The organism is Sanguibacter sp. HDW7, from assembly GCF_011300875.1.
Lineage (GTDB): Bacteria > Actinomycetota > Actinomycetes > Actinomycetales > Cellulomonadaceae > Flavimobilis.
Genome location: NZ_CP049862.1, coordinates 144,315 through 156,504 on the forward strand (window position 1 = coordinate 144,315; position 12,190 = coordinate 156,504).

The 12,190-nt window shown below is 73.2% G+C and carries 13 protein-coding genes and 1 tRNA gene; 7 read left to right on the forward strand and 7 right to left on the reverse strand.

Annotation, left to right across the window (positions count from 1 at the left end; translation table 11 throughout):
- Positions 1-84: 84 nt before the first annotated feature.
- On the reverse strand, positions 85-309 hold the full coding sequence (locus G7063_RS00665; RefSeq protein WP_166412620.1) for a hypothetical protein: 225 nt from the start codon (positions 307-309) through the stop codon (positions 85-87).
- Between the two features lie 52 nt (positions 310-361).
- Between G7063_RS00665 and G7063_RS00670 the strand changes: the two genes are divergently transcribed.
- Positions 362-437: transfer RNA gene (locus G7063_RS00670), tRNA-Arg, on the forward strand.
- Positions 438-475: 38 nt separating this feature from the next.
- Here G7063_RS00670 and G7063_RS00675 read toward each other — a convergent pair.
- Positions 476-784, reverse strand: coding sequence for a sulfurtransferase TusA family protein (locus G7063_RS00675; RefSeq protein WP_240916142.1), 309 nt, complete (start codon positions 782-784; stop codon positions 476-478).
- Positions 781-1,245 (reverse strand): hypothetical protein, encoded by a 465-nt coding sequence (locus tag G7063_RS00680; RefSeq protein ID WP_166412621.1) that lies wholly within the window; start codon positions 1,243-1,245, stop codon positions 781-783. Before G7063_RS00680 ends, G7063_RS00675 begins: the two co-directional genes overlap by 4 nt.
- A 113-nt stretch (positions 1,246-1,358) precedes the next feature.
- Here G7063_RS00680 and G7063_RS00685 point away from each other — a divergent pair, with 113 nt between their 5' ends.
- The 3 genes from G7063_RS00685 to G7063_RS00695 all read left to right on the forward strand — a co-directional run bounded on the left by G7063_RS00685 (position 1,359) and on the right by G7063_RS00695 (position 4,708).
- On the forward strand, positions 1,359-2,741 hold the full coding sequence (locus G7063_RS00685) for a GH1 family beta-glucosidase (protein ID WP_166412622.1): 1,383 nt from the start codon (positions 1,359-1,361) through the stop codon (positions 2,739-2,741).
- A 160-nt stretch (positions 2,742-2,901) separates the two neighbouring features.
- Positions 2,902-3,507 (forward strand): hypothetical protein, encoded by a 606-nt coding sequence (locus tag G7063_RS00690; RefSeq protein ID WP_166412623.1) that lies wholly within the window; start codon positions 2,902-2,904, stop codon positions 3,505-3,507.
- A complete protein-coding gene (locus G7063_RS00695; protein ID WP_166412624.1) occupies positions 3,497-4,708 on the forward strand; it encodes a hypothetical protein in 1,212 nt (403 codons plus the stop codon). The genes G7063_RS00690 and G7063_RS00695 overlap by 11 nt, the downstream gene beginning before the upstream one ends.
- 13 nt (positions 4,709-4,721) lie before the next feature.
- Here the strand turns inward: G7063_RS00695 and G7063_RS00700 are convergent, their stop codons facing one another.
- Positions 4,722-5,333, reverse strand: a complete 612-nt coding sequence (locus G7063_RS00700; RefSeq protein ID WP_166412625.1) for a PadR family transcriptional regulator — start codon at positions 5,331-5,333, stop codon at positions 4,722-4,724.
- A 273-nt stretch (positions 5,334-5,606) separates the two neighbouring features.
- Between G7063_RS00700 and G7063_RS00705 the strand changes: the two genes are divergently transcribed.
- The 3 genes from G7063_RS00705 (at position 5,607) to G7063_RS00715 (ending at position 9,767) form a co-directional block, all read left to right on the forward strand.
- Positions 5,607-7,142, forward strand: coding sequence for a hypothetical protein (locus G7063_RS00705; RefSeq protein ID WP_166412626.1), 1,536 nt, complete (start codon positions 5,607-5,609; stop codon positions 7,140-7,142).
- A 133-nt stretch (positions 7,143-7,275) separates the two neighbouring features.
- Positions 7,276-8,985, forward strand: coding sequence for an alpha/beta-hydrolase family protein (locus G7063_RS00710; protein WP_166412627.1), 1,710 nt, complete (start codon positions 7,276-7,278; stop codon positions 8,983-8,985).
- 167 nt (positions 8,986-9,152) lie between these two features.
- Complete coding sequence (locus tag G7063_RS00715) at positions 9,153-9,767, forward strand: phosphoribosylanthranilate isomerase (RefSeq protein ID WP_166412628.1); 615 nt, start codon at positions 9,153-9,155, stop codon at positions 9,765-9,767.
- Positions 9,768-9,772: 5 nt separating this feature from the next.
- Here G7063_RS00715 and G7063_RS00720 read toward each other — a convergent pair whose 3' ends face one another.
- From G7063_RS00720 to G7063_RS00730, 3 genes are read right to left on the reverse strand one after another with little or no spacing between them, the layout of a single operon-like run.
- Positions 9,773-10,408, reverse strand: coding sequence for a GntR family transcriptional regulator (locus G7063_RS00720; protein WP_206188183.1), 636 nt, complete (start codon positions 10,406-10,408; stop codon positions 9,773-9,775).
- Positions 10,409-10,452: 44 nt separating this feature from the next.
- Entirely contained in the window at positions 10,453-11,352 is a 900-nt protein-coding gene (locus G7063_RS00725; RefSeq protein ID WP_166412629.1) for a cytochrome c biogenesis CcdA family protein, read from the reverse strand.
- Positions 11,349-12,086 (reverse strand): thioredoxin domain-containing protein, encoded by a 738-nt coding sequence (locus G7063_RS00730; protein WP_240916143.1) that lies wholly within the window; start codon positions 12,084-12,086, stop codon positions 11,349-11,351. Before G7063_RS00730 ends, G7063_RS00725 begins: the two co-directional genes overlap by 4 nt.
- Between the last annotated feature and the right edge of the window lie 104 nt (positions 12,087-12,190).

Sequence of the window (12,190 nt, forward strand, 5' to 3'; positions counted from 1 at the left end):
CGAGTCCGGACATCAGAGCTACCTCAGATGGTCGGCCTGCTGGGCTCGCGACGTCTACGCCAACTTCAGCCTCACGCTCGTCGACTACACCGAGATCCGCATCGGCAACCGCGTGATGTTCGGTCCGAACGTCACCATCTCGACCGCCGGACACCCGATCGACCGGACGCAGCGCGCCCGTGCCGCGTCATCCGCGAGATCGGCGAGCACGACCGTGAGTTCTACTGGCGAGACCGCCGGGTGGACGTCGACGAGAACCTCGTGCCGATCCCGCCCGCCGACGGCGAGCCGGCCTGAGAGGCGTCGCACGCTGCCCGTCGGAGCGGGTATGCTCTTCGAGGTCCTCCGCGAGGTCGACCACGCGCCCGTAGCTCAACGGATAGAGCATCTGACTACGGATCAGAAGGTTGGGGGTTCGAATCCCTCCGGGCGCACCACCTGACGAGAGCCACCCTGCGGGGTGGCTCTCGTCGTCTCACGCCCTGTGCCAGGGCCTGTCCGGGGCCGTCGGCGCGGGCGCGGACGCGACCTCGATCGCGTAGGTCGGGCGTCCGGGCTGCTCGACGGGGCCCCGGTAGACGTGGCCCGTGAGGCGGCACCACGCGGGCAGGTCGATCGGTGCGACGGGGTCGGTCGACGTGAGGTGGACGACGGTTCCCGCCTCGAGGGTCATGACGTGCCGGCGCAGGTGGATGAGCAGGCGTGCGCAGCCGAGGTCGCCGCCGTCGACGCGCCAGATGCCGTCGTCGCCGAGCTCCGCGTCGACCGTCGGGGGCAGCGTCACGCGACCGTCGTGCCCGTGGCGGGCTCGACGCCGCGCAGCGGCGCCCAGGCCCACGGCAGGAGGCGCGCGACGACGCCGAGGACGACGGCGATGCTCAGCGCGCCCAGCCCGAGAGCGAACGGTGGCCACTCTCCGCCGCGGACGAACATCACGAGGGCGAGGATGAGCGCGGCCGGGAGCGACGCGACGGTGGCGATCTCGCCGCGGGTGGGGCGGCCCGTGCGCGCGCGGGCGAGCCCGCGGACGACAGGCGCGAGGACGAGGCCGACGGCGGCGCCCGCCGCGACGCCAGCCAGCGTGCCGAAGATCGCAGTGAGCGGCCCGTACTCGAGCGCGTCCCACGAGGCGGCGATGCCCATGAGCAGGCCGGTGATCGTGCCGGCGACGAGGCCGAGCGCGACCGAGCGCGCGACGATGCTCCCGTGCGGGCCGTCGTAGCCGGGGCGGCTCGTGTCGCTCATGGCCCGACCCTACCGGCGGGCGCGCAGCGGAGCGACGGGTGCGGCCGGGTTCGCAGGCACGTGGGATCCGTGGCAGGATATGGAAGCGTTCCCACGACGGCGAAGGAGCCCCCATGCGCGTGCCCGACGGCTTCGCCCTCGGAGCGGCCACAGCCGCCTACCAGATCGAGGGCGCTGCGGCCGAGGACGGACGCGGCCCGTCGATCTGGGACACCTTCAGCCACGTCCCGGGGACCATCCTCGGCGACGACACCGGCGACACGGCCGTCGACCACTATCGCCGCGTCGAGACCGACCTCGACCTCATGGCGCACCTCGGTCTCGACGCCTACCGCTTCTCGATCTCCTGGCCGCGCGTCCTCCCCCGGGGCCGCGGTCAGGTCAACCGTGCCGGGCTCGACTTCTACTCCCGGCTCGTCGACGGGCTGCTCGAACGTGGCATCACGCCCGTCGCGACGCTCTACCACTGGGACCTGCCGCAGGCGCTGCAGGACACCGGCGGCTGGCTCGACCGCAGCACCGCCCACGCGTTCGCCGACTACGCGCACGTCGTCGGCACCGCCCTGGGCGACCGCGTCGACACGTGGACGACGCTCAACGAGCCCTGGTGCTCCGCCTACCTCGGGTACGGCTCCGGCGGGCACGCGCCCGGCCTCACCGGGCGCGAGGAACCGCTCGTCGCAGCCCACCACCTGAGCCTCGCGCACGGCTCCGCGATCGCCGCGCTGCGCCCCGTCGTGAAGCCGGACGCCAAGTTCTCCGTCACCCTGAACTTCCACGTCTTCACGCCCGACGGCCCCACCGGCCCCGCCGCCGTCGAGAAGGTCGACGCCCTCGCCAACGACACGTTCCTCGTCCCCATGGTCGAGGGGCGGCTCTCCGAGCGGCTCGTGCGCGTCACCGAGGACGTCACCGACTGGTCGTTCGTCCGCGACGGCGACCTCGCGACGATCGCACAGCCGCTCAGCAACCTCGGCGTCAACTACTACTCATCGAACGCCGTGCGGATGTGGGACGGGAGCGGCGAGCGCGAGCTCGCCGACGGCCACCGGCGCGGCGCGACGTCCGCCTGGCCCGGCGCCGAGGACGTCGACTTCCTCGCCATGCCCGGCCCGCACACGGCGATGGGCTGGAACATCGACCCCGACGCGCTCGGCCGGCTGCTGCGCGGCCTGTCAGCCCGCTACCCGGAGCTGCCGCTCGTCATCACCGAGAACGGCGCGGCCTTCGACGACGAGGTCGCGCCCGACGGCGCGATCCACGACGCCGACCGCACCGACTACGTCCGACGCCACCTCGCCGCCGCGCTCGACGCGCGCGCCGACGGCGTCGACCTGCGCGGCTACTTCGTGTGGTCGCTCCTCGACAACTTCGAGTGGCGCTACGGCTACGCCCGCCGCTTCGGCATCGTCCGCGTCGACTACGACACCCTCGAGCGCACCCCGAAGGATTCGGCGCACTGGTACCGCGGCGTCCTAGCGACCCGCACGCTCTGACGCCCACCTTGATCGCGAGATAGGGGTGTGCCGTCGAGATAGGGGTCTGTAGGCCCCTATCTCGGCGCGCGACCCCTATCTCGCGACGGGTGGCGCGACTCTAGAGCTCGCCGCCGCTCAAAGCCGTCGACGGCGACCGCTCGGTACGGGATCATGCGGCATGGCCATCTTTCCTCCCGTCCCGCGTCTGCTCGACGCTGCCCTCCGCGACGGAACCGTCGTGCGGGTCGAGCGCGTCGACGGGGACAGCTGCGACGGTCGTGTCCTCGCGCTCGGGCGTCGCTGGGTGATCCTCGCTCAGCTGGCCGATCTCGGGCACCCGGACGGGCTCACGGTGCGCAGGCTCCGCGACGTCGACCACGTCACCCCGGCGCCTCTCAGCCAGCGCGCGTCCGCTCACCTCGTCGACTGGCCACCCACCGCGCCTGACGTCGACCTCGACAGCACCCGCGCGATGCTCGCGTCATTGCTCACCGCCGACACGCTCGTCGGCATCGAGTGCATCGACGAGCCGGACCAGCGCTGGTACGGGCTCCCGCACGCGCTGCGCCGACGGGACCTCGACCTCTGGGAGCTCTCGCCCCAGTGCACGTGGCATGCGACCGAGTCCAGCTGGAGGCTGGGCAGCCTCACCGAGGTCGTCATCGGCGACCGCTACGGGACGACGCTCGGCTCCCTCGCGCCTACGCCCCCGATCGCCCCGGAGGACAGCAGGTGGGCCCACGAGATCGACCGGCCACGCGAGGATGGTGTCCGTGCGCGTTGACGTCACGGACGAGCTGCCGCTCCCGGTCGTCGTCGGGCTCGGGCAGCGCGTCGTCGTCGGCACCGCGACCCTTCCGGAGGGAACGGTCCTCCTCCTCGAGCTACGGATCGACGTCTGGGGCGACACTCGACGGCCCCGGGCCGATATGCGGCTCACGGCGGCCCTCGACATCGTCGCCGTCCTCGACCCGACCCCGTGGCGCCACGCCGGCGAGGCCTGGGCCGCCGCGACAGGGGACTGGTTCTTCTACGAGCCGTATGCGCCGGACGAGCTGCACGGCGCCGTCATCGACTGGCACGAGGACCCGGCCGACTTCGTGACCCTGCTGCGCGACCGCGACCATGACGACCTCGCTCGGGAGCTCGAGGCCGAGGCGCACGGGAAGCTCGCCGTCGAGGAGATCGTTTCCATCGGCTCCGACGGCGTGCACGAGGTCGTGGAGATCACCTTGCGGGACATCGACCCACGGCTCGACCCCGACATCGGGGGGCGAGGCAGGTTCGTCCAACGACGCTTCTCCCTCGAGATCTGCCCAGGGTGCGGAGCGCCCGACGAGCACATCGGTCGGCACATCGTCGGGCGGACCACGGACGAGATCCGCACCAAGGTCGCCGCACTCCTCCATGAGCTGGACGGCGCGCCTCGTCGCCTGTGGGACGACGAGCTGCGGGCGCGGTTCGACGTCGTCGCGCACGACCGGTGGTCGACGCTCGGATGGTACGGACCGGCGCGCCGGTCGGACCGGCACGTATACGTCGATGCGGTGCGGCACGACGAGCCGACCTTCGGTCCGGTCACCGTGGGTGCCGGCACCGCAGAACCCGGGGACGTCATGCTCCAGGGTGGTCTCGTCCTCCGGACGGACCCCGCGACGGGCGTCGTCCGCGGTGCCTGGTTGCCCCGACGTCCGTGGCGCAGGTACCGCGCTGAGTCCTTGAGCGGCCTCGAGACGGAGGGGTGGACGGCGTTCGTCAGGCAGGCTGCTGCCGGTCGCGCCCAGAGGCGCGAGCCTGCCGCTCGCTGGCGCGACAGCTGGGTGGCCGGACGTCCCCACAACGGCAGATCCGTCCGCATCGGGGAGGACCTCGTCCTCGCCGTCGGGATGTCGGGCGCCGTGGCAGGCTGGATGATCGACCGTGACGACGACGCCCGCCGTCGCGTGGTGCGAGGGCGGGCGTCGGGTGGGGCGTCGGGCCGGTAGGCCCGGCCCGGTGTCACTCCGCGAGGAGCAGGTAGAGGGCGCGACGCGCCTCGTCGAGCTTCTCGGCGGCGGCCGTCTTCTGGTCGTCGGTGCCGCTGTGGCGGAGCTGCTGGATCGCGCCACGGAGCTTCATGGCCGACTCGTGGAAGGTCGCGTCGGCGGCGGAGAGGCCGGGGGTCGACGCCCAGGTGGCGGCGATCGCATCGGCGTTGTCGGTGACGTAGGTGCGACCCTCGTCCGTGAGCGAGTGCTCCGTGGAGCGGCCCTCGCCGGTCGTCGTGACGAGGCCCTCGTCGACGAGCTGCTGGAGCGTGGGGTAGACGGAGCCGGGGCTCGGGCGCCAGGCGTCGCCGGTCTTCTCGGCGATGGCCTTGATGAGGCCGTAGCCGTTCGACGGGGCGTCGGCGAGCAGCGAGAGCACGGCGAGGCGGACGTCGCCCCGTCCGGCGCGGCGCCCGCGTCCGCCGCGGGGGCCGAAGCCGGGTCCGCCTGGGCCGAAGCCGGGGCCGCCGGGTCCGAATCCGCTGCGTCCGCCACGGTGGCCGCGCGGGCCGCCGTCGCGACCGAAGCCGTCGTGGCGGTTGTGCTCGCGTCGCGGTCCGCGGCGCTCGAAGCTGGAGTTCATGGGGTTCCTCATGGAAGTCCTCCTGGTGTTGTGGAGGGAGGATCTCTCCCTCGCGATACTTCACGATATATCGCTTACATATCGCCCGTCAATGCCCTCTCTCCTGTCCGCGCCCGCCTTCCTCCCGGCGGACGGCGGGAGAGGGGATCGACGCCGGCCCGTGGGGTGCGGGAGCATGTGCCATGGCAACCTCTCGCTCGGTCCTGCGGTGGCACGCCGCCGCGCCCGCTGACACTCGCTGGGGCGACGAGATGCGACGGGACACGAGCAGCGATGCACCCTGACGACCGAGCGCGTACCCGGGGCCTGCTCGAGTTCCGTCGCGCGTTCCATCTCCGCTTCGCGAGCGTTCCCGACGACGAGGGCGGCTTCTACGACGCCGTCGACCGGCTCCCCGACGTCGCGTATCTCGCCCTGCGCCAGGGCGCGTCGCCTGCGCAAGCGGCACGACGCCTCAACGACGAGTGGGACGCGCTCGCCGAGTCGGGCGGGTACGCGAGCGACGACGAGCTCGCCGACTGGCTTGCCGAGCACGGCCCCGCGGCGCGTGACGGGGCGATCGCATGGGCGGATGACGCTGCCGACGACGCCCCGCCGAGCGAGGCCGAGCCGCAGCTGCGCGTGGTCCGTACACCGCCGGACGCGGGGCGTCCCGTCCTGCCCGCGTTCCTCGACCTCTGGCCCGGGTTCCTCTACGGCGTCGTCCGGCTCCCGGGCGGGACGGTGCTCGTCACCGAGGTGTGGGCGCAGTGGTCTCGGGGCCCGAGCCGCGACCTCGGTGACGACGAGAGCACCCTCGAGATGTACGTCGAACACGTCGAGATGCTCGACCCGGCACCCTGGCCCACCGACGCCGACGCGTGGGACCAGGTCGGACTCGACTGGGCGTTCTACGCGGAGGACAGGTGGGTCGACGTGCTCGGCGGGGCGACCTTCGACTGGTACGTCGAGGCCGATGACATCGAGACGCTCCTGCGGCCACACCTCAGGGCGGCCGACCTGCGCCGTGCCGTGGCCGCGGCCCGGGGTCGTCTCGAGGTCGACGAGCTCGTACCCGCAGGATCGCGTGGGAGGCACGGCCTCGTCGAGATCGTGGCGCGCACAGGTGAACCGCCTGACGCTCCGGGCTTCGACCCGGAGAACTACCGTCTCCTCAAGCGTCGGCTGTTCCTCGAGACGTGCCCGCACCCCGCAGGGACGTGTGACCACACCGGGCGGCGTGTCGTCGTCGCGCGGACCGACGACGAGGTGCGCACCCGCGTCGACGAGCTCCTGCGCGAGGTGGGTGCCACCCCGCGGTCGCGGTGGGTCGACGAGCTCGCCGCACGCTTCGACGTCGTCGTGCCGGGCGTGCCGCTGCGTATCGGCTGGTACGGACCCGAGCGGCCGTCGGACCGGTTCACGTACGCCTCTGCCGCGCCGACGGACAGGCCGGAGTGCGGGCCCGTCGACGTCGGCGGTGGGCAGCCCAAGCCGGGCGACGTCCTCGTGCCCGGTGGCCTCGTCCTGCGGACCGACCCGGCGACAGGGGGTGTCCGAGGAGCGTGGCTCCGACGGCGCCCGTGGCGCCGCCGCGCACGGCGATGGCTGCCGCGGCTGACGGACGCCGCGTGGAGCATCACCTTCGACAGCGTGGCCGCCGATGCGCCGGGCAGGGCGGCCGCGCGCCGAGGCGACGTCTGGGCCGGCGGACGCGTCGACGACGTCCCTCTCTACCGGGTCGGCGACGACCTGTGGCTCGCGATCGGCTCGTCGGGCGCCATCGCTGGATGGGTGGTCCGGCGAGGACGTCGGCGCCTGCCGACCTGAACGCCCGCCGTACCCCGCGAGCTAGGGGCCTGCCGCCGAGGTAGGGGGCTACAGGCCGCTACCTCGACGGCAGACCCCTATCTCGCGAAAGTGGGCACTGTCTGGTGAGGGTGGCGGTCGGTAGGGTCGGGGCATGAGTGCGCCTCGGTGGGTCGTTGCAGGTGGTCGCGCGGTTCGGGGCTGGGCATCCGGCCTCTCGACCACGGGGCTGTGGGTCGCGCTCCTCTTCTTCTGCGCGTCGCTCACGCCCTCGCTCATCCCGCGCGTCTGGTTCTACCAGGCGATCGTCTCGGGCTTCTCGCTCGCCGTCGGCTACGGCGTCGGCCGCGCGTGCCTCGGCCTCGTCCGGATGCTCGGCTTCCGGCGGCCGCCGTCGGCGGCCGCCCAGCGGCGCTGGCTCCTTGCGCTCGGCGTCGTCGCCCTCGTGGCCGTCCCGACGATGATGATCCTCGGCGCCCGCTGGCAGGACCGCATCCGGGGCCTCATGGGCGCCGAGCCAGGCCCCGCCTGGAACGCCCCGACGCAGGCCGTTGTCGCGGTCCTCCTCGCCGTCGCCCTGCTCCAGGCCGTGCGCGGACTGCGCTGGTGCGTGCGCCGCGTCGCACGCCTCGTCGGTCGATGGGTGCCCGCGCCGACCGCGCGCCTCGTCGGGTTCGTCGTCGTCGCCGTCCTCGCGGTGCTCGTCGTCGACGGCACCGTCGTCCGCGGCGCGCTCTCCGCGCTCAACTCGATCTACGCGAACGTCGACGACGGCACCCGCGAGGGTGTCGTCGCCCCGACGAGCCCGCTGCGATCGGGCTCGCCCGACTCCACGCAGGACTGGGACACGCTCGGCATCCAGGGCCGCACGTTCGTCGCCGGCGGGTTCGACGACGCGACGATCGCTGACGTCGCCGCACGTCGCGGAATCCCCGCCGACGACGTCCGCAGCCCCGTGCGCACGTACGCGGGCATGTCGTCGGGCGAGACCCTCGACGACGTCGCCGCGAACGTCATCGCCGAGCTCGACCGCACCGACGCGTGGTCGCGCAGCGTGCTCGCCGTCGTCACGACGACGGGCACCGGCTGGGTCGACCCCTCGTTCTCCGACGCGTTCGAGCTCATGCACTCGGGTGACACTGCGATCGCCGCCATGCAGTACTCCTACCTGCCGAGCTGGGTGTCGTTCGTCGGTGACCGCTCGACGCCGCCCGCCGCGGGCCGCGCCCTCTTCGAGGCCGTCTACGAGGCCTGGTCCGCGCGCCCTGAGGGTGAGCGGCCACGGCTCGTCGCGTACGGCCTCTCGCTCGGCAGCTACGGCGGACAGGGCGCGTTCAGCGGCCTCCAGGACATGGCCGCCCGCACCGACGGCGCCCTGTGGGTCGGCACGCCGGGCTTCACCGACCTCTGGAACGACCTCGCCCAGCACCGCGACGCCGGCTCCCCGCAGATCCAGCCCGTGCTCGACGGCGGCCACACCGTCCGCTGGAGCGCGACCCCCGGCGACGCGTCGAACCTCTTCGACCTTCCCGGCGAGTGGCCCGACCCGCGCATCGTCTACCTGCAGCACCCGTCGGACGGCGTCACCTGGTGGAACCCCGACCTCGTCCTCGGCAAGCCCGACTGGCTGCGCGAGAAGCGCGGCGCGGCCGTCCTGCCCGAGATGGAATGGATCCCGTTCGTGACGTTTCTGCAGGTCACCGGCGACCTCATGGTGGCCGGCGACGTCCCGCCCGGCTATGGGCACTCCTATCACCTCGAGTACGTCGACGGCATCGCCGCCGTCACCGCCCCCGAGCGGTGGACCGAGGCCGACCGCACGATCATCCGTGACCTCATGGCGGAGCAGCCCGTCGAGTCCTGAGGGGCGTGCGCGTGCCCGCCGGCCTGCGCGTACGTGCGCGTCGGCGCGCGCGTGCGTCGGCGTGCGTGCGTGGGACGGCGGGGTGCGTCCGGGGGGGTGCGGCGTAGGCTCGGGCGTCATCCGCGCGGCCGGTTCGACGTCCTGCGCACGAGTCCTCGGAGGCGCACATGCTCGTGAAGATCTGTGGTCTGTCGACCGCCACCACGGCGCGCGTCGCCGTCGAGGCGGGAGCTGGCGCGATCGGCGTCGTCATGAGCCCGCGCAGCCCCCGGCACGTCGACCGCACACAGGCGGTCGCGGTCGTGGAGGCTGCGCGCGCCGCGAGCTCCGAGGTGCTCACGGTGCTCGTCACGGCCGAGCTCTCCGCCGCCGACGCCGTGCGCGAGGCGCTCGCCGTCGGCGTCGACGCAGTCCAGCTTCACGGTCCGCGCTACGACCGCGTCGACCTTGCCGCCGTCGCCGCCGCGGGCCTCGTGCCGTGGCGCGCGGTGTCGCTCGCCGACGACCCCGCGCCCGTCGTCGGCGCGCTCGGCGAGGACGTCCTTCTGCTCGACGCCCCCGTGCCCGGCTCGGGTGAGGCGTGGGACCTCGCGCTGCTCGGCGACCGCCGGCTCGAGGGTCGCTGGATGCTCGCGGGCGGCCTCACCCCGCTCAACGTCACGGACGCCCTGCGGGCGGTGCGCCCGTGGGGCGTCGACGTGTCCTCGGGCGTCGAGCGGACGCGTGGAGTCAAGGACGACGGGCTCGTGCGGGCCTTCGTCGAGGCGGCGCTCGGGGCCTGAGGCCCCTACTGGTTGCGGGACCCCGGCGCGATCGAGTCCGCCTGGTGCAGCCGCAGCGCTCGCGAGAACTCGGCCGGGTCGTCACGCAGCTGGACGACGAGCTCCCGGTGCTCCGCGACGATCTGCTCCCAGCGGTCGAGCATCGCCGCACCGTGGAGATGGAGGACGTGCCGGTGCCGGTCCGCGAGGCGCGACTCGAGCTCGAGCACGAGCGCGTTGCCGCCGACCTCGACGAACGACCGGTGGAAGGTGACCGTCAGGTCGATGAACGCGTCGAGGTCCTGGGCGCGCAGGACCTGCTCCTGGTGGTCGATCTCTGCGCCGAGCCGGTCGGCGAGCGCCGCGCGAGCAGCCGGGGTCGCGCGTGCGACCATCGACGACTCGAGCATGTGCCGGGCGTCGGCAAGATCGAGGACGTCGCGATCGTCGAGACCGCGCACGAGCGCGCCCCGCTTGGGGAAGACGGTGATCCAGCCCTCGTCCTGCAGCCGCGCGAGCGCTGTGCGCACGGGCGTGCGGCTCACGCCCAGCCCCTCGGCGAGCGCATTCTCCGCGAGCATCGTGCCGGGTGCGAGCGTGCCCCGGACGATCGCGTCGCGGACGCTCTCGAAGGCACGCTCGGCGGCGGAGAGGGTGGTCACGCCGACCATCGTCGGTGCAGGCGCGGCTGCGGGTCGAGGGGTGCTCACGCGTCGGACCTGAGGGCGTCCGGGGCGGGCGCTGCCGTGCGTCGCGCGCGGACGCTGTGCACGACCCACGCGGCCACGAGCGCGACGACTGCAAGTCCGACGAGTGCGAGGTCGGGTACCGAGGCGGCCGTGCGCAGAGCGCGCGACTCGAGCTCTGCCTGGTCCGCGGCGCCGAGGATGCCCGTGAGCGAGGCCGTCCCCTGCGTGGCGATGAGCAGGGCGCCGACACCGATGCCGAGCAGTCCGCCGACGAGCTGCGTCCACGTCGTCGTCACGGGGCCGAGGCGCAGCGTGCGCGGGCGCACCAGCGAGCGCACCCAGGGAGCCCGTGACCACAGTGCCGCGAGCACGAGCAGCGGCGCGACCATGCCTGCCGCGAAGAACGCGAGGGTGATGCCGCCGAGCAGGGGGTCCCCGCCCGTCGCGGCGAGGACGAGCACCGAGCCGAGCACGGGGCCCGCGCACACCCCGGCGAGGCCGTAGACCGTGCCGAGCAGGTAGACGGACAGCGACGTCGTGCGTTCGGATGCGTCCGAGCGGGCTGCCTGCGCCCCGACCGCTGGGGCGCCGACACCGACCTGCGTACGTGAGCGCGTGCCCGGCAGCCCGAGCGGGATGCCGAGCACCTGGACGATGCCGAGGACGATGACGAGGCCCGCGGCGACAGTGACGAGCGTCGTGCGGTGCTGAGCGACGGCCGCACCGAGGCTCCCGGCGAGGACGCCGAGCGGCACGAGCGTCGTGAGCAACCCGAGGTAGAAGACCCCCGTGCGGGCGAGCATGCGGCCGGGGGACGTGAACGCGTACGCGAAGAACGCCGGCAGGAGCATGACCGAGCACGGGCTCAGCAGCGTGAGCAGCCCCCCGACGAGCGCCCCGGTGAGGCCGATCGTCATGCGCCTGCGGCGGCGAGAGCCTCGTCGAGGACCTGGGTGAACGTCTCGAGGGGCTGGGCGCCGGCGAACGCGGTGCCGTTGACGACGAAGAACGGGACCGAGCTCACCCCGAGCTGCTGGGCCGTCGTCGTGGAGGCCGCGACAGCGGCATGGAGGTCCTCGCGCGCGAGGTCGGACTCGAACCTCGCGAGATCGGGAACGCCCGCCGTGCCCGCGAGCTCGACGAGGCGCGTGCGCGGGAGGTCGGCGTGGCCCTTGTCGGGGGCAGCCGCGAAGACCGTCTCGAGGAACTCACGGAAACGGCCCTGCTCGGACGCGGCGCGGAGCGCGACGGCGGCGTCGGTCGACTGCTCGCCGAAGAACGACACGTCGCGGAACTCGATGCGGACCTTGCCCGTGTCGACGTACTTCTCGATGACGTCAGGAAGGGTCTGCGTCGCGACGAGCGCGCAGTACGGGCAGCGCATGTCCGCCCACTCGACGAGGACGACGGGCGCGTCGACGGCGCCGATCGCCATGAGGTCGTTCGGGTCGCGGCGCTCGACGACGGGCGGCTGGCCCGCGCCCGGCTGCTCGGTGGCCGGGGCGGTCGCCGTCGGGGCCTGAGTCGGAGTGGCCGCGGGGGCGTCGGGCTGGGTGCGCAGCATCGAGGCGATGACGGCAGCCAGCACGAGGACGATGGCGAGGGTCGCGACGATGAGGACGCGCCGCTGGCGCACGAGGGAGGAGGTCACCGAACTAGGATACAAGTTGTACCCCAGACCGCATCCCGAGGGGTGGGCTGGAGCGGAGCGCATCCGGAGGCGTGACCGCATCGTGACCCAGGGCTGTCGCGCCT

Bases quoted from the DNA above. Each gene is read 5' to 3' on its own strand.
- G7063_RS00680 (WP_166412621.1), bottom strand. From the start codon at position 1,245: ATGAGCGACACGAGCCGCCCCGGCTACGACGGCCCGCACGGGAGCATC.
- G7063_RS00690 (WP_166412623.1), top strand. From the start codon at position 2,902: ATGGCCATCTTTCCTCCCGTCCCGCGTCTGCTCGACGCTGCCCTCCGC.
- G7063_RS00725 (WP_166412629.1), bottom strand. From the start codon at position 11,352: ATGACGATCGGCCTCACCGGGGCGCTCGTCGGGGGGCTGCTCACGCTG.
- G7063_RS00705 (WP_166412626.1), top strand. From the start codon at position 5,607: ATGCACCCTGACGACCGAGCGCGTACCCGGGGCCTGCTCGAGTTCCGT.
- G7063_RS00700 (WP_166412625.1), bottom strand. From the start codon at position 5,333: ATGAACTCCAGCTTCGAGCGCCGCGGACCGCGACGCGAGCACAACCGC.
- G7063_RS00715 (WP_166412628.1), top strand. From the start codon at position 9,153: ATGCTCGTGAAGATCTGTGGTCTGTCGACCGCCACCACGGCGCGCGTC.
- G7063_RS00685 (WP_166412622.1), top strand. From the start codon at position 1,359: ATGCGCGTGCCCGACGGCTTCGCCCTCGGAGCGGCCACAGCCGCCTAC.
- G7063_RS00710 (WP_166412627.1), top strand. From the start codon at position 7,276: ATGAGTGCGCCTCGGTGGGTCGTTGCAGGTGGTCGCGCGGTTCGGGGC.